This window comes from Pseudomonas sp. BF-R-01, from assembly GCF_019946615.1.
GTDB classification, from domain to species: domain Bacteria; phylum Pseudomonadota; class Gammaproteobacteria; order Pseudomonadales; family Pseudomonadaceae; genus Aquipseudomonas; species Aquipseudomonas migulae.
The window spans coordinates 1-16,826 of the sequence record NZ_JAGYFX010000069.1 but is presented as its reverse complement, the minus strand read 5'-3'; the positions used below and the strand labels follow the sequence as shown (position 1 = coordinate 16,826).

Genomic DNA, 16,826 nt, shown 5'->3' with positions numbered 1-16,826 from the left:
AGGGCCTCTTCGCGGGCAAGCCTCGCTCCTACAGGTAATTGCGTACCCCTGTAGGAGCGAGGCTTGCCCGCGAAGGACGCACCGCGGTCTCAGGACTTCACCCTCAAAGCGTCTGCCACAACGAATCAAACTCCTCCTCGACACCAACCACGCCGCTCCCCGCGGCGTTGTCGTTTCTGGCCGCTTCCAACGACCGATACGCAAACTGATTGAAGCTGTTGGTGCTCGACACCCGCCGATCCAGTCCGGCCCGGCGCTCCTCGCCGTTGGTGTTGATCAGCACCTTGTGCCCTTCCTGGAACGGCAGGCGCGGAGCGAGCAGGGTGGCCGGCAAATCTATCGCGCTGATGGCCGGCAGTAACAGGCCGCGCAGGTAGTGGCTGTGGTCGTCCCGGGTGCGCACCAGTTGCAGGCCGCAAGGTTCGGCGTATGGCGCGACTTGCTCGATGCCCATCTGCGTGCCGCCGCCGCGAACCTGGCGGATCCAGCGCACCACCGCAATGCTCCAGCCTGCGCCCGCCGTGTCCTCGATGCCGACCATCTCGCCAGCCTGTAGCTCGGCTGGCACTGCGTCAGGCCAGGCCAGGCAATAACCGCCCGGGCTGTGATTGATCACGGGCAGGGCGTACGTCGGAAAGTGGCGGTTGCGGTCGCTGGCTTCGTGGCTGTCGTCATTCTGCAGCTGCCGGTATTCGATTTCTTCGTAGGGCAGCAGCGTGTCGGCGGTGCCGTGCGGGGCTGCGTCGAAGGCATGGCTCCATTGGTCTTTTTCCCGGAGCGCGGGCGATATCGCCGTGAACTGCGCACGGCGTGCGCCGGGGTTTTTCAGGATTTCGCTGAACGGGCGCTGCCCGCCCAGATAGAAATGCAGCGCGCTCATGCCCACGCACAAGGTCAAGGTGCCTTGACTGGCGGTGCGCTGGAAACTGCGCTCGACCGCCTGCCCCCACGCGGCACTCAGGTGTTGCAGCGTATCCAGGCTCAGACCCGCCGGCACCGGGAGTGGCGACTCACTGTCGTTTTTTTCCAAATGGGCGTCGATGGCTGCGACCAGCGGCTGCGGATCGAACCCCAGCAAACTTTCCTGTTGCCCGGGTCGGAATTTCGAGCGGTAACGCGGCCCGATATCGAGTTCCGGGGCGATGGCAAACAATCCATCGGCCGGTGTTTCCGGTTGCAGCTTGATCAGTTTGCCCCACGGCTCCAGCACTTCGGCGAGCCGCGCGATCTGGTTCTGGCGCAGTTGATTGCAACGTGCGGCACCCACTAGCAGGGCGACTACATACGACTGTTCAATGCTCAGGTTTTGCGTCTGGCTCGCCAATTCATCGCGCAGGTTCAGATGCTGCAGCCGAAGGCTACAGGCGATTCGATACAGCTGATGCAGCTCCAGCCACACGCCTTCCGGCACCGGGCAATAGAGTTGGGTGGCGCGGATCAGTGATCCGTTGAGGCAATGCATCGCCCGTTGTAACGCTTGGGCCAGCAGTGGCGCACGGTCCTTGCTGAAGCGCGGCGTGATGCGCACGACGATCTGTTTATAGCCGATCGCCAAGTGGCTTTGCAGCGCCTGGCACAGGTTGGCGACCTTGCTTGAACGCTCGTCGAGGGCAATCGACTGGTGCAGGAAATGCCGCTCCAGGTGTTTGCAGACGTAATACACCTCGGGCCTTAACAGTTCGAGCAATTGCAGGCGATTGTCGCTGGGTGTCAGTAACTGGTTCAGTTCGCTCAAGCCCTGATAGAGCTGGCGAGCGGTTTCGCCGATGTTGGCTTTGGGCAGGTTGGCGATCCAGCGCTTGAGGTCGCGCGGGGTGGCTTCGCAGAACGACAGGCGCAACTGTGCGGGGACAGGGGCGCGCAGCAGACGGTGGGGACTGGTCTCATTCATGCGGTGGACAAACTCCAACCGGGAAATGGGCAGTGAATGACCAGACTTTAGCAGCTATGACTCGGGGGCGCGCATTGCAATGCCTGTTCTCTGTAGGAGCGAAGCTTGCTCGCGAAGAGCCGGAGGACGACGCGGATCATCAGGCAGATCCCGGTTGTCGTTGACGACCTTCGCGAGCAAGCTTCGCTCCTACAGTAAAGCGGCGTTGGATCAGGCTTTCGGCAGGCCCATGCCCTGGCCCATCTGCACCGGCGAACCGGCCGCCAGTTCTTCAGCCCACTGCACTTGATCCGGGCCGAACAGCACAACAGCCGTCGAACCCAGTTTGAAACGACCCAGTTCCGCACCTTTCTCCAGGTGGATCGGTGCACGGGCAGCTTCGTCGTAGCGGAAGGTTTTCAGCTCGCGTTTCGGTGGAGTTACCAGACCCGCCCACACGGTTTCGATCGACGCCACGATCATCGCGCCCACCAGCACCACGGCCATCGGCCCGCGCTCGGTGTCAAAAATGCACGCCACACGCTCGTTGCGGGCGAACAGCTCCGGAACGTTTTCCGCAGTGGTCTGGTTGACCGAGAAAATCCGCCCCGGAATGTAGACCATCTCGCGCAGCGTGCCGGCCAGCGGCATGTGCACGCGGTGGTAGTCTTTCGGCGACAGGTAAATCGTCGCGAAATCACCGCCCATGAACGGCGCTGCGTTGGCCGCGTCACCACCCAGCAGTTCCAGCACGCTGAAGCTGTGGCCCTTGGCCTGGAACACGCGACCGTGCTCGATCGGGCCGAGCTGGCTGACCGCGCCGTCGGCCGGGCTGAGGATGGCGCCCGGTGTTTCGTCCAGCGGACGAGCGCCGTCTTTCAAGGCGCGGGTGAAGAACGCGTTGAAATGCTCGTAGGCGGTCAAGTCTTCGACCAGGGCCTGGGACATGTCCACCTGATAACGCTTGGCGAACCACGCAGTGAACGCATTCTTGAACCAGCGCACACGGCATTCGGCGATGCAGCCGGCCAGTCGCGAGAGCAAGTGGTGGGGCAGCAGGTATTGGCTGAGGATAAACAAACGCTTATTCATTAACTGTCCTTAAAAACCTTAAATCTCTACAGGCGTATCGGGATGGTTACCCCATTCGCCCCAGGAGCCGGCGTAGCCTTTGACCCGCGGATAACCGAGGGACTTGGCCACCAGATAGGTGAAGCCAGAACGGTGGTGAGTCTGGCAGTGGGTAATCACTTCTTTGTCTTTGCTGATCCCGAGTTGTTCGAGGATCTGCGGCATGTCCGAGCGGATGCGCAGGTTGCGCGCCCGGTCCATGCCTGCGGTCCACTCGAAGTTGACCGCGCCGGGGATGTGTCCGCCCTTGGCTGCCAGGACTTTCTCGCCGGAGTACTCCAGCGGCCCGCGCGCATCCCAGATCGCCAGGTCGGCGGCGCCGAGACGGCTTTGCAGGTATTCGCGGGTGGCGGTGGGTTCGTCGTGCAGGGTCAACGCAACCGGGCCGCCGACCGCGGGCGGGATCTGGATCGACATCGGCGAGCCTTCCGCCAGCCATGCCGTCAGACCGCCGTCGACATAGTGATACTTGTGGTGGCCGATGACATCCAGCAACCAGATAAAACGCCCGGCCCAACCGCCGCCTTCGTCGTCATACACAACGTAGACCGCATCGGGGTTGTGGCCCAGCTCGCCGAACAACGCTTCGAGAGCCGCTTGCGGCGGCATCAGGCCCGGCGCCGGTGGCTGGCCGAGTTGCGTGCGTTTCGGATCGACGAAGCGCGCGCCGGGAATATGCCCTTCGGCATAGCGGGCGCTGCTGGTCAGGTCCACCAGAATCAGATCGCGGGCGTCGAGGCGAGAGAGCAAGTCGCTCGGTTCGATCACCAGCGGCAAGCCAGAGAAGTCAGACATGTGAGGTCTCCAGAGCACAAAGGGGAGGATTGTAGCGGGTCATTGGCCGCGATGGCTAAAGGTGTGCAGGGCTTTCTCGATGCACTGCGCGGTTTTGCCAAAGGCTTGCACGGTAATTTCGGAGAACGGCCCGCCGCCCTGGTCCGCCACCACGATCATGATCACGCGGCCGTTGTTGACCAGCGAGCGCAACAGCAGGTGTTCGCCACCGAACTGCGAGCGCAGGCTGGCCGGCAGCAGCGCCGAAAATTGTGCGTTGTTGGCCGGGGTCAGTCGTACCTGGGCTTGCTGCGAGAGCAGGCGTTGCAGCACGGTGCTTTGGCTGACCACGAAATTCAGGCCGGCCGTTTCTTTCGGCAACCCGGCAATCTGGTGCACGCGCAGATTGGCGTGCGTGCGGTCGGCCATCAGGATCATCACCCGGCGCATGCCACATGCAACCAGTGCGTCGCGGGCCGAGTTGGTCAAGTGCATGGCATTGGTGAAACGACTCGGCTCCACCAGCAGCTCGGCGCATTGTTTGCGCCACTTGGCCAGGTCCTCGGCGGTCGGCGCCGGGGCTGGCAGCAAACCGGCGTGCACACGGTTCATGCCCTGCGGCCAGAGCAGCGCGACGGCGGGGTGCCAGAGGTCTGGCATGGCGTGCTGGCGCGCACTGTTGGCGGCCTGCTGGTGAAGTTGCTGCTGCACCTCGTCCATCGGCATTTGCAGGTAAAGACTGGTCAGGTACTGCCAGCGTTCACTGTGCGGACAGTCCCAGGCGTGCTGTGCCGACAGCGCCAGACCGTTGGCCAGCAACACCGTGTTGGCCGGCTGATTGAGCCAGCGGCGCAACGTCGGATCGTCATCGAGACGGTTCTGCTGGCGCAATGGATGATCGCTGTCGCGCGCGATGCGCAGGACTTTCACCAGTTCCCGTTGCTCATTGAGTAACAGCTTGTAACCCTGCTGCACCCAGTTCGGCAGGTGCCAGATTTCCACCAGTGCCTGACCGATTTCCAGCAGGCGTACGCCGAATAATTGTTTCTCGACTTTACGTGCGGACTCGCCCTTATGGATGACCCGCAGCTCCCATTCTTCGAGCAATTGCGGATGGGTCAACGCCAATGGCCACAGCGGCGATAAAAACAGCAGGCTGCCCCAGTGGATGTCCTGCCACAGCCGCGCCAGGCGAGCGGCGAAAAAGCCGTTGGCCTGTTGCGTCGCGTGCTGGCTGATCATCTGCAACTGGCGCAGGGCCACGGGAATGTCCGATTCCGGCATCGCGGGCAGCCGTGCGAGCAGTTCTTCGGTGCGCTTCAAACCGAGGCGATTGATCGCCACCTCAAGGTTCTCCGCAGGCTCGGTCATGCTGCCGTGGGTGTGCCGGTTGGCTTCACGAATCACGCTCAAGGCCAGGGCGGGGCTGTCCTGCATCAGCTCGGCGATATCGCGCAACGAGCTGCGGTTATCGCCGATGGCCTTGCAGACCCGGTCATGACTGCCTTGTGGAACGGGCAGGTGCACGCCGTCCAGAAGCTTTACCCAGCCTTGGAGAGTGTTTGGTTTTGGAGTTGGAACGTTCGTTTCGTTAGCCATGGTTGGACGCGATCATCGTCTGCATTACCTATGCCCGAAGTGGGCCAAATTGGCTTTTCGCCTGAACTGGCTATAGTCTGGCGCAGTTTTGCCGATAAGTAGAAGAAGAGATTTTTTAACTTCCGAATATGACCTTGAACCCGACTCAGTAAGTGCTCTCCTACCTATGGCTAAAATAATCGGCATCATCGTCGTATTCGCGAGCGTGCTCGGCGGATACGTGCTTTCCCACGGCAAGATTGCCGCCCTGATTCAACCCTTCGAGGTGATGATCATCGGTGGCGCGGCCCTTGGTGCATTCCTCCAGGCCAACCCCGGTTACATGACCCTGCACGTGCTCAAGAAGTCCTTGAGCATGTTCGGATCGCGATTCAATCACGGCTACTATCTTGAAGTGTTGGGGCTGATCTACGAGATCCTCAACAAGAGTCGCCGCGAAGGCATGATGGCCATCGAAGGCGACATTGAAGATGCCGCCGCGAGCCCGATCTTCGCCAAGTACCCGTCAGTGCTCAAAGACGAGCGCATGACCGCGTTCATCTGCGATTACCTGCGCATCATGTCCTCCGGCAACATGGCTCCCCATGAGCTGGAAGGCCTGTTCGACATGGAACTCTACAACCTCAAGGAAGACCTCGAACACCCGTCCCACGCGGTGAACGGCATCGCCGACGCCATGCCCGGCTTCGGTATCGTCGCGGCGGTATTGGGTATCGTGGTGACCATGGCGTCCCTGGGCGAAGGCGACCAGAAGTCCATCGGTCTGCACGTGGGTGCGGCACTGGTCGGTACCTTCTTCGGTATTCTCGCGGCGTACGGTTTCTTCGGTCCGCTGGCCCACTCCCTGGCCCACGACGCCAAGGAAGAGCTGAACGTCTACGAAGCCATCAAGGCCTCGCTGGTGGCTTCGGCTTCCGGCATGCCGCCATCGCTGGCGGTAGAGTTCGGACGCAAGGTTCTGTACCCGGCGCACCGTCCTAGCTTCGCTGAGCTGGAACAAGCGGTTCGCGGTCGCTAAGTCATGGAAAATAATCAGCCGATTATTATCAAGCGCGTCAAGCGCATCGCCGGCGGGCATCACGGGGGCGCCTGGAAAATCGCCTTCGCCGACTTCGCGACGGCGATGATGGCGTTCTTCCTGGTGTTGTGGCTGCTGTCCACCGCGACACCGGAACAGAAACTCGCCATCGCCGGTTACTTCAAAGACCCGATCGGCTTTTCCGAAAGCGGTACGCCGTACATCATCGATCTGGGCGGCACGCCGACCCTGGCGCCGGAAAACACCCTCAACCCCGAGGTGAAATCCCAGCCGCAGCCGGACAAGGTGACTGTCGACGCCGAACAGGTCGAAGGCATGGCCGAGATGGTGGAGAAGGAACGCCTCGAACTGTTGCTGCAAGAACTGCAGAACAAGGTCGAAGAGAATCCGCAACTGAAGAAATTCAAGGACCAGATTCTGTTCGAAATCACGCCGGACGGTTTGCGCATCCAGATCGTGGACGCCGAAAACCGCCCGATGTTCGACTCCGGCAGTGCGCGCCTGAAACCGTACTTCGAAGACATCCTGCTGGCCATGGCCGACACCATCAAAGCGGTGCCGAACAAGATCAGCATCAGCGGCCACACCGACGCCAAGCCGTACAGTGGCCAGGGTGATTTCGGCAACTGGGAGCTTTCAGCCAACCGTGCCAACGCTGCACGTCGTGCGCTGGTGGCGGGCAGTTATCCGGAGCAGCAGATCGCACGCGTGGTCGGTTATGCCTCGTCGGCATTGTTCGATCGCGAGAACCCGCTCAACCCGGTCAACCGCCGCATCGACATCATTGTGCTGACCAAAAAAGCCCAGCGTGCCATCGAAGGTTCGCAAGGCGTGGAACCGACTCCGGAGCCGACACAAGGGCAGGGTGGACCGGGTGAAGTTCCGGCTGAACCGAATGCATTGCCGGCGGATAAAGAACCGTTGCCGGCGCATGAGCTTCGCGAGCGTTTGAATCTGTTCGATGACCCGGCACCGAAACCGGCCGAACCGCCGAAGCAGTGACCCACAAAAAAGCCGACAGCGATGTCGGCTTTTTTTTGCTTTGGTTTGGAGGTCACTTCATTTTCAGTTTGAGCGCGGTCCCTTGTAGGAGCCGGCTTGCTGGCGATGGCGGCCTTATGGCTGGCGTGGGTTTTTTGGTGTGTACATATCCATTCCTGCGGTAACGACCGCCTATGGTTTCGCTCTTACAGCGAGTCACTTTGGAAAAGCCCCAAAGTAACCAAAAGGCTCTTGCCCCTTTCGTTCGGTGGCTCGCTAATGCTCGCCATGCCCTCGCTCCGGTCCTGCTCCGTGGGCCCGCCGCCATCGGCCATCCATGGCCGGGGGCGGCTAACCCGGCATCCATGCCGGGTTGCCCACTGCGCAGAACCTGCGCTCGGCCTCTCGAGGGGGCGCTCAGATCAAAAGCGGAAGGCGAGCTAACGCTCGGCCTGATGAGTGGTGAGAAGCGAAAGCAAACGCGATTCCCTGTAGGAGCCGGCTTGCCGGCGATAGCGGTGGGTCAGGCAATAAGTACGTGACTGAACGGACGCAATCGCCGGCAAGCCAGCTCCTACAGGTATTGCGCTCGTCCCGGTGTCGCCAAACTACGTCGAATTTGCAGGCACCAGGACAGCCATGACACTTTGGATGTGCAGGGCTGTGCACCGAAAATGAGAAAGCCGCGAGATGATCGCGGCTTTTTTTGTTTCTGCGAGAAGCGGCCTAGTAGCTGCTCTCCGGCAAACTCGCGATGATCGAGCGATAGCTGTTCATTCGTTGCTGCTGCACGCGACCTTCTTCCAGTGCCTTGAGCAATGCGCAACCCGGTTCGCGGTCGTGCTTGCAGTCGCGGAAACGGCAGGTGCCGATCAGGTCGTTGAACTCGATGAAGCCGGCTTCGACGTCGGAACGGCTGACGTGGCCCAGGCCGAATTCGCGGATACCCGGGGAGTCGATCAACTCACCGCCACCGGGAAAGTGGAACAGCCGCGCGGTCGTGGTGGTGTGAGTGCCCTGGCCGGACAGCTCGGACAACGGGCCGACGCGGGTTTCGACTTCCGGCAGCAGGCTGTTGACCAGCGAGGACTTGCCGACGCCGGACTGGCCGACGAATACGCTGATGCGTCCGTCCAGTTGCTCCTGAAGTTGCTCCATGCCATTGCCGTGGTGCGCCGACACTTCCAGTACCGGATAACCCAGCGTGCGGTAAACCGCGAGCAAGGCATTCAGCGCCGGGGCGTTCTGCTCGTCGATCAGGTCGAATTTGTTCAGCAGCAGCAACGGCCGGATGCCGGCGTGCTCCGCAGCGACCAGATAGCGGTCGATCAAATTGGCGTGAGGCTCGGGCAGCGGCGCGAAGACAATGACGATCATGTCGACGTTGGCGGCCACCGGCTTGAGCTGGCCACGACTGTCCGGGCGGCAGAGTTCGGTTTTGCGCGGCAGTTGCGCCACGATCACCCCGATGCCCTGGTTGCCGGCACGCCAGACCACCTGATCGCCGGTCACCAGCGCCGGCAGGTTGGCGCGCAAGTGGCAGCGGAACACCTGGCCGGCCAAATCGCCATCGAGGGCTTCGACTTCGACCTGCACACCGAAGTGTGCGATCACCAGGCCGGTCTGTTCCGGACCCAGGTCGCCACCCTCAAGTGCCTCGACAGCCGAGGACTCGCGTTTGGCGGCGCGGGCAGCGCGTTCGCCCTGAATCTTTTCGATGCGCCAGTTTTGACGACGATTGAGTTGGCGTTTGGCCATGGGTGTTCCGTATCAAGAATGCAGCGATTAGGTAAAACGGCCGCGAGTTTAGCACGCCCGGCCACCTCCCTAGGCTAAACTGCGCAGCATTGCCTAGGAGCCGACACATGCAAAACCCGCAGAATCTGATCTGGATCGACCTGGAAATGACCGGTCTGAACCCTGATACCGACGTCATCATCGAGATGGCCACCATCGTCACCGACAGTGATCTGAACACCTTGGCCGAAGGCCCGGTGATCGCGATTCACCACAGCGATGAAATCCTCGCCGGCATGGACGAGTGGAACACCCGTCAACACGGCGGCTCGGGCCTGACCCAGCGCGTGCGCGACAGCCGCATCAGCATGGCCGAAGCGGAAGCCGAGACCATCGCTTTCCTGGAGAAGTGGGTGCCGAAGGGCAAGTCGCCGATCTGTGGCAACAGCATTTGCCAGGATCGCCGCTTCCTTTATACGCACATGAAATCCCTGGAAAGCTTCTTCCACTACCGCAACCTCGACGTCTCGACCCTGAAAGAGTTGGCCGCACGCTGGGCGCCGGACGTGCGCGACAGCTTCAAAAAGGGTAGCACCCACCTGGCGCTGGACGACATCCGCGAATCCATCGCCGAGCTGCAGCACTACCGCAAGCATTTCATCAAATTCTGATCAGGCGGTGCCTGTTCCGGCGCCTTCGCGGGCAAGCCTCGCTCCTACAGGGGCGCGTTGTGCCCGTAGGAGCGAGGCTTGCCCGCGAAGGGAGTGACGCGGCCGATCTCCGTGATCGCCCCCTTTTGGTGCTGCACCTAAATGGCTAGACTGCGCGCCTTCCTGCAAGGACCGCCACCATGTTGCTGATGCTTTACCTGATCGCCATCACCGCCGAAGCCATGACCGGCGCACTGTCTGCCGGCCGTCGCGGCATGGACTGGTTTGGCGTGGTGCTGATCGCCTGCATCACGGCGTTGGGCGGCGGTTCGGTGCGCGACGTGCTGCTGGGTCACTACCCGCTGACCTGGGTCAAACACCCGGAATACCTGGTGCTGACCTCGGTTGCGGCCATGGTCACTGTTTTCACGGCTCGCTGGATGCGCCACCTGCGCTCACTGTTTTTGGTGCTCGACGCCGTGGGGCTGGTGGCGTTCACCCTGATCGGCTGCATGACCGCGCTGGAAATGGGCCACGGCATGCTGGTGGCGTCGGTCAGCGGCGTGATCACCGGGGTGTTCGGCGGCATCCTGCGTGACATCTTCTGCAACGACATCCCGCTGATCTTCCGCCGCGAACTCTACGCCAGCGTCTCCTTCGCGGCGGCGTGGTGCTACATGCTGTGCATCTATCTGCAACTGCCCGGTGAACAGGCCATTCTCATCACCCTGTTTGGTGGCTTCTTGCTGCGGTTGTTGGCGATTCGTTTTCACTGGGAAATGCCAAAGTTCGTTTATAACGACGAGCAATGAGCGGCAATGCTTACATTCGTCAATAACGGCACGAATGACCTATAAAGTTGCGGTATATATGTAGCGTTTGTCAGGCAAGTAATTAAATAAGCTGTGGTTTTCCACTGTTTAAAAAGGTTACTTGCATGTCTGATTCAGACTCGACAAACGCGCAGCCCGGCGCGCATCAAACGTTGATAATAAAGTCGATTCCCGACTGGTTGATTCGTGCGCCTGCCGAAAGACGCCTGGCATTGAAAAGCGCCGGGGTTGTTTTTCCTGACTGGTACCGCTCGGCATCCGCCGCCAGTCATGAGGCCTTGAAGCAGGCGACTCAACGTAGCTGGGTTTCGCAAACCCGGGTGGACCGCCTGTTTGAAGGCCTTGCCGACGTTCGCGCATTTGCCGAGCCGTTGCTGGTTCAAGCCCTGAGAAGTCAGTTCGAGATAGAACTGGATGTCAGGAAAACGTACCTGCGACTCTATGTCCCCAAAGACTTACCGGTCCGCTATGAAGTGACGACGATTTCACTTCTGGATGCTGCCTTGCATAACTTCGAAATGAAGGAGGCGGCAGCGCGTTACTTTGACAGCGCTTCATGTTTTATCACTGAGCCCGATGCGGCCGGACAGTTCGATATCCTTCAAATTAATAGTCGCTTGTCTGTCGCGGCATTTGCCTCGCTGTGCCGACAACTTGATATCGGAGGGCGCTATAACCAGCAACTTGAGGCGCTGTTATTACCTGCGGATGCTGCGGCCAGGGCGATGCTGGCAAACAAAGTCATTGCCAGTCAGCAGGATCGATTCCGGGTGGCGACACTCCTGGCGCGAATGAAAGGGGACATTGGGCACGCTGAACAGACGCTATTGCCGGGCCTGCTCACAGAGCAAAAAACACCATTGCCTGGGCAAGACGACGCACGTCTACGATGGTCTGGGCCGGGCGGTCAGTCAGACCGATCCGCAAGGCAATACGACAACATATGCGTACGATGTTTTTGGTCGGTTGATACGCAGCGTGTTACCCGACGGAACCGCTGTGGAAACCCAGTACGCGACCCACAGCCACATGCAGTTGCCCATCGAAGTTAAAGTGGGCACACACATTTTGGGTAAGCAGGTCTTCGACGGTCTCGCTCGTTTGACCCAAAGCGAAGTGGGCGGACGACAAACCGGTTTGTTGTACGAGGCCGGCTCGAAACGTCCTTCTGTCGAATGCAGACCAAGTGGTGAGCGTGTTCGGTATAGCTATGAACCCAATCTTGGCGGCAAGGTTATTCGACGTCAGACGTTGGGGACGGAAGCGTTGCCAACAACCGACTCTGGAATATTGGCCAATTATTCCTATGATTCCAGGCTGGGGGCGCTGACCGGCTGCAACGAACAAGGCCGTGAGTCTCACTTTGAGTACAGTCTCTCCGGCAAGCTCAAGCGAGAAACATTGACTCAGGGGGGTAAAGCGCGGACTAACGAGTACAGCTATTCGCTGGCCGGGCGACGACTTGTCTGCACCGATGTGCTTGGCAATGAGCACACGACGACCTACGACCATCTGGGGCGCCCGAAATCGGTTGAGCAAAATGGGGTAAAAGCCGATTTCACCTACAACGCCCTGGATCAGCTCGGCTCCATCCACGCAGAAGATCTTGTCAGCGGCAGTTCCTTGACCACCCGCCTGGTTTATGACGATCTGGGGCGTGAGGTGTCGCGCAGTTTTGAGGTGAAAGGGACGGTCCGGCAAACCCTGACGTCACGCTACACCCCAGCCAGCAAGTTGGCGCAAAGAACCCTGAAGAATGGCCTTCAGGTCGCTCGCGACGAAACGTTCAGCTACGACGCACGGGGTCGACTCACGGAATATCTCTGTGCCGGAACGCACAAACCACGAGATTTCCAAGGCAAAGAGATCATCAAGCAAACCTTCGTATTTGATGAGCTGGACAATATTCTGACACTGGAAACCGAATTTCCCGGCGCAAACAACCTGACCGCCTACACCTACAGCCCTGATGATCCGACCCGGTTGGTCAATATTCGACATAGCCATGCCGAGTATCCGGCGCCCGTGACCCTGCAGTATGACGCTGATGGTCAGTTGATCCGGGATGAGCAGTCGCGCACGCTCACCTACGACGCCCTGGGGCGGTTGACGCAAGTTGCGGACGCGGGGGGCGCCGTCTTGCGCGATTATGGATACGACGCCCTGGACCAGTTGGTCGAGTTGTCATCACCGAAGGCCCCGTCCACTCAGCGCTATTATCGCGAAGGGCGTGTTGCAAATGATGTAAGCGGCAATGACACGACTACCTGTCTGCGCCAGGCCGGGATTCTGCTGGGCCAGCATCGGTCGGGGCAGCACGTTGGCGTCACATTGTCGGGGACCGACCAGCAACAGACAGTGTTGAGCGAAGTCAGCGGGGATAATTACACTGCTATCGCTTACAGTCCCTATGGTCATCGCCCGGCCGAGGGCGGGTTGTTCAGTCTGGCTGGCTTTAACGGGGAAACGTTTGATCCGTTGACAGGGTTGTATCTGCTTGGCAACGGTTACCGGGCTTACAGTCCTGGTTTGATGCGCTTCCATAGCCCGGACAGCATGAGTCCTTTTGGCGCCGGCGGATTGAATCCTTACGCGTATTGCTTGGGCGATCCCATCAATCGGGTCGACCCTACCGGGCATTTTTCCTGGCAGAGTGTTCTCGGTATTGGCCTGTCAATCATCGGGATAGTTGCCAGTTTTGCTTCCTTCGGAGCTGCCACTCCGCTTGCCCTGCTCGGACTCGGAATGGGAGTGGCTTCCGGCCTGACTGGAATCGCTGGAATTGTTGCATCCGAGATGATGCCTACTTCAGTCGCCGGTGAGGTTTTGGGTTGGATCAGTACGGTATGGGGATTGGGATCCTTGACCGCGGGTGGTCTGGCTGCGAGCAAGGCATTTACCCAATGGGGAAGCAGAGCCCTCACTTCCTCGCCCACCAGAGTCTCTCAATTTGGTTATCGGCCAGGGGCGTTTGCCGGTGGGGGTGGTGGGTGGACGTTCAAAGGTGTGAAGGGTGGCAGCAGTTCGCAAGCGCCATCAACCTCTGCAAATGCATCGCCGGGAAAGTGGAAGATGAGGAAAAAACACAACGGAATCGATTTGACCCCCGCAGGAAAAGCCGGGGACGTTGCCCGTGCCAAGTACAAAGAGTTCAACAGAGGGATAAGAGTGGAAGGTATGAGTGCCCACGATTCGGCAAAAGCTTATTTGGGCAATAGTTATGACCCTTACCCTGGGTACAGTAGTTACACGAAGATTGTCAGCGATATTAAAGCAAGTAATCAGGCGGCCATGAATGCGGCGAAAAAAGCCGGGGAAGTGCCGACTTTACGCTCCGAACCAGTTCATGCTCATGCGCGTCTGGGTGGATTCGACAGGGTGTTTTTCCTGGAGTACAGGTCTGAAATGAGGGTGGTTATAAAGCAGGTGGGAGGACATGACCCGCAATGGTAAAAGTCTGACCAGTCACTGATCAACTGATGTTAAATTTCGCGCAAAGCATGCTGACGCAACGCCCACTCCACATGCTCCCTAACCAACTCCGACGGGTATTCCCTTCGCGCCTTCAATGCTTCCAGCACCGGAATCGTTGAAGGCGCATTCCCCAGGCCCACCGCCAGATTTCGCAACCAGCGCTCATAACCCGCCCGACGCAGCGGCGAGCCTTCGGTGCTGCTCAGAAACCGGTCTTCATCCCACATGAACAGCTCAGCCAGTTCAGCGTTGTCCAGGTTGTGCCGTGGCTTGAAGTCGCTTTCGCCGGACGGACGGGCAAAACGGTTCCACGGGCAGACGATCTGGCAGTCATCGCAGCCGAACACCCGATTGCCGATCAATGGCCGCAGATCCTCGGGGATCGCGCTTTTCAGTTCGATGGTCAGGTAGGAAATGCAGCGCCGGGCGTCTAGGACATAAGGGCCAACAAAGGCGTTGGTCGGGCAGATGTCGAGGCACGCGGTGCAGCGGCCGCAATGTTCGGTGGCGTGCGGAGGATCTTCCGGCAACGGCAGATCGACAAAGAGTTCACTGAGAAAAAAGTAACTGCCGGCCTTGCGATTCAAGACCAGCGTGTTTTTGCCGATCCATCCAAGGCCGGCCTTTTCGGCGATGGCTTTTTCCAGCACCGGTGCGCTGTCGACAAATGCGCGGTAGCCGAACGGGCCGATGACCGCCTGAATCTTTTCTGCCAGTTGTTGCACGCGTTTACGGATCAACTTGTGGTAATCGCGGCCCAAGGCATAACGCGACACGTAGGCTTTTTCCGGTAGTGCCAGCAATTGCGCCATTTGGGTGTCGCCCGGCAGGTAATCCATGCGCAGGGACACCACCCGAAGCGTGCCGGGCACCAGCTCTTCCGGGTGTGAGCGTTTGCTGCCATGGGCGCCCATGTAGTCCATTTCGCCGTGGTAGCCGGCTTCGAGCCAGCGCGCCAGGTGCTGCTCATGCTCGGCCAGATCCAGGCCGCTGATGCCGACTTGCTGAAAGCCCAGCTCGCGGCCCCAGTCCTTGATGGATTGGGCGAGGGCGGGCAGGTCTGTGGTAATAGCGGGCATGAGGCGAGAGAAACCGGAGCTGAGGTGCGTATAATTCTGCCAGACATCGGAGCCCGAAGACGCATGCCGCACACTAAAGATGATTTACCCGACGTGCTGTACAGCGCCGCGCAAGTGCGAGCGCTCGATGCGAGCCTGATTGCGGCCGGTACGCCGGGCTTCGAATTGATGCAGCGGGCGGCGCGGGCGACCTGGCGTGCGTTGGTCCGGCACTGGCCGACGGCCAACGAACTGACGGTGGCCGCCGGCCACGGCAACAACGCCGGTGACGGTTATCTGGTCGCGGTGTTGGCCAAGCGTGCCGGCTGGCATGTGCGCGTGCTGGCGGTCGGTGATCCCCAGCGTTTGCAGGGTGATGCAGCCTTGGCCCACGCCGAGGCCCTGTCCGAAGGCGTCGCCGTTCAAGCCTGGAGTGCACAGTCGGAGTTGCGTGGCGTTGTATTGGACGCCTTGCTCGGCACCGGTCTGACAGGCAAGGTGCGTGAGCCTTACGCCAGTGTCATCGCGGCGATCAATGCCAGCGGCCTGGCGGTTGCGGCGGTGGATATTCCTTCAGGCCTTTGTGCGGATACAGGGCACGTGCTCGGTGCGGCTGTCCGGGCGGACCTGACCGTGACCTTCATTGGTTTGAAACTGGGCCTGTTCACGGGGGAGGCGGCGGACATGGTGGGCGAGTGGGTCTTTAATGATCTGCAAGCTTCGCCTGAGTCTTTGAGCGGGATCGCCATCAGTGCTTGTCGTTTGACGGCCGGTAACTTGTCGCGTCTGGCGGGGCGTGCGCCGACTGCGCATAAAGGCAAATTCGGCCATGTCTTGCTGATCGGCGGTGATCGCGGTTTCGGCGGTGCCATTTTGCTGAGTGCACAAAGTGCGCTGCGCAGTGGCGCCGGCATGGTGTCGGTGGCCACTCGCAGCGAGCACGTGCCAGCCGCACTGGCCAGAATTCCCGAGGCGATGGTGCTGGGCACTTCCTCGGCGAATCAGCTGATGGGTTTGCTGCAAAAGGTTTCCGTGCTGGTGGTCGGTCCGGGCTTGGGGCAGGCTTCGTGGGGACGCAGTCTGCTGTCGGCGGCGGCCAATGCGTCGCTTCCACAAGTCTGGGACGCCGATGCGTTGAATATGCTGGCTGACGAACTCGTGAGCCTGCCCAAGGACTGCGTGATCACGCCGCATCCGGGGGAGGCGGCACGGTTGCTCGGGATCAGTGCCGCTGAGGTTCAGGCCGACCGTCCGTCCGCTGCTCACGCATTGAGCAAAAAATATACAGCTGTAGTGATTCTGAAAGGCGCCGGCAGTCTTATCGCCAGTCCTGACGGGCGCCTGGCGGTGTGTCATCAGGGCCATCCGGCCATGGCTGCTGCCGGTCTGGGCGATGTGCTGGCCGGTCTGGTCGGCGCGTTGCTGGCCCAGGGCATGGACGCGTTCGATGCGGCCTGCCTCGCCGTCTGGCTGCACGCCAATGCCGGCGCGCAACAAGGTAAATCGGGCCGTGGGCTGGCGGCCAGTGATCTGATTCCAGCCATTCGTCAGTTGTTGGAGGAGCAAGCACCGTGTCTGAAGTAACCCTGTACCTGGCTGATGAAGAAGCGATGACCGCGTTTGGCGCCCGCATCGCGAAAACCACCGAAGGGCACGGTCTGATTTTTCTGGAAGGGGATC

13 protein-coding genes and 1 pseudogene are annotated in these 16,826 nt (G+C 60.2%); 8 read left to right on the top strand and 6 right to left on the bottom strand.

The annotated features are described in order from the left end of the window. Positions 1 to 103: 103 nt before the first annotated feature. The 4 genes from KGB27_RS22035 to KGB27_RS22020 all read right to left on the bottom strand — a co-directional run bounded on the left by KGB27_RS22035 (position 104) and on the right by KGB27_RS22020 (position 5,374). On the bottom strand, positions 104 to 1,891 hold the full coding sequence (locus tag KGB27_RS22035) for a molecular chaperone (RefSeq protein ID WP_223556359.1): 1,788 nt from the start codon (positions 1,889 to 1,891) through the stop codon (positions 104 to 106). Between the two features lie 210 nt (positions 1,892 to 2,101). Then, a complete protein-coding gene (asd, locus tag KGB27_RS22030; RefSeq protein ID WP_008040415.1) occupies positions 2,102 to 2,962 on the bottom strand; it encodes an archaetidylserine decarboxylase in 861 nt (286 codons plus the stop codon). 18 nt (positions 2,963 to 2,980) lie between these two features. Then, positions 2,981 to 3,796 carry a rhodanese-like domain-containing protein gene (locus KGB27_RS22025; RefSeq protein ID WP_008027926.1) on the bottom strand — a complete coding sequence of 272 codons (816 nt, stop codon included), beginning with the start codon at positions 3,794 to 3,796 and terminating at the stop codon, positions 2,981 to 2,983. 39 nt (positions 3,797 to 3,835) lie between these two features. Next, positions 3,836 to 5,374 carry an HDOD domain-containing protein gene (locus tag KGB27_RS22020; protein ID WP_008040419.1) on the bottom strand — a complete coding sequence of 513 codons (1,539 nt, stop codon included), beginning with the start codon at positions 5,372 to 5,374 and terminating at the stop codon, positions 3,836 to 3,838. A 166-nt stretch (positions 5,375 to 5,540) separates the two neighbouring features. Between KGB27_RS22020 and motA the strand changes: the two genes are divergently transcribed. Then, a complete protein-coding gene (motA, locus tag KGB27_RS22015) occupies positions 5,541 to 6,392 on the top strand; it encodes a flagellar motor stator protein MotA (RefSeq protein WP_008027935.1) in 852 nt (283 codons plus the stop codon). 3 nt (positions 6,393 to 6,395) lie between these two features. Further along, positions 6,396 to 7,415 carry a flagellar motor protein MotB gene (motB, locus tag KGB27_RS22010; RefSeq protein ID WP_223556357.1) on the top strand — a complete coding sequence of 340 codons (1,020 nt, stop codon included), beginning with the start codon at positions 6,396 to 6,398 and terminating at the stop codon, positions 7,413 to 7,415. A gap of 705 nt (positions 7,416 to 8,120) precedes the next feature. Here the strand turns inward: motB and rsgA are convergent. Then, positions 8,121 to 9,152, bottom strand: coding sequence for a small ribosomal subunit biogenesis GTPase RsgA (rsgA, locus tag KGB27_RS22005; protein WP_008035286.1), 1,032 nt, complete (start codon positions 9,150 to 9,152; stop codon positions 8,121 to 8,123). Positions 9,153 to 9,259: 107 nt separating this feature from the next. Here rsgA and orn point away from each other — a divergent pair, with 107 nt between their 5' ends. From orn to KGB27_RS21990, 4 genes are all read left to right on the top strand, one after another. Then, positions 9,260 to 9,802 (top strand): oligoribonuclease, encoded by a 543-nt coding sequence (gene orn / locus KGB27_RS22000; RefSeq protein ID WP_008035288.1) that lies wholly within the window; start codon positions 9,260 to 9,262, stop codon positions 9,800 to 9,802. Between the two features lie 179 nt (positions 9,803 to 9,981). After that, positions 9,982 to 10,593 carry a trimeric intracellular cation channel family protein gene (locus tag KGB27_RS21995; RefSeq protein WP_008035291.1) on the top strand — a complete coding sequence of 204 codons (612 nt, stop codon included), beginning with the start codon at positions 9,982 to 9,984 and terminating at the stop codon, positions 10,591 to 10,593. Between the two features lie 125 nt (positions 10,594 to 10,718). After that, positions 10,719 to 11,666: a dermonecrotic toxin domain-containing protein gene (locus tag KGB27_RS31405; protein ID WP_263290124.1), complete on the top strand. Its 948-nt coding sequence runs from the start codon at positions 10,719 to 10,721 to the stop codon at positions 11,664 to 11,666. Next, entirely contained in the window at positions 11,614 to 14,067 is a 2,454-nt protein-coding gene (locus KGB27_RS21990) for an RHS repeat-associated core domain-containing protein (RefSeq protein WP_317850730.1), read from the top strand. The genes KGB27_RS31405 and KGB27_RS21990 overlap by 53 nt, the downstream gene beginning before the upstream one ends. A 29-nt stretch (positions 14,068 to 14,096) precedes the next feature. Here KGB27_RS21990 and queG read toward each other — a convergent pair whose 3' ends face one another. After that, positions 14,097 to 15,167 (bottom strand): tRNA epoxyqueuosine(34) reductase QueG, encoded by a 1,071-nt coding sequence (gene queG / locus KGB27_RS21985; RefSeq protein WP_223556352.1) that lies wholly within the window; start codon positions 15,165 to 15,167, stop codon positions 14,097 to 14,099. Positions 15,168 to 15,230: 63 nt separating this feature from the next. Here queG and KGB27_RS21980 point away from each other — a divergent pair, with 63 nt between their 5' ends. Then, the gene (locus KGB27_RS21980) at positions 15,231 to 16,730 is read left to right on the top strand and encodes an NAD(P)H-hydrate dehydratase (protein ID WP_223556350.1); all 1,500 of its coding nucleotides are present in this window, start codon (positions 15,231 to 15,233) and stop codon (positions 16,728 to 16,730) included. Further along, positions 16,718 to 16,826: pseudogene (locus KGB27_RS21975) on the top strand (tRNA (adenosine(37)-N6)-threonylcarbamoyltransferase complex ATPase subunit type 1 TsaE); the annotation flags it as partial. The gene KGB27_RS21980 and the pseudogene KGB27_RS21975, both read left to right, overlap by 13 nt.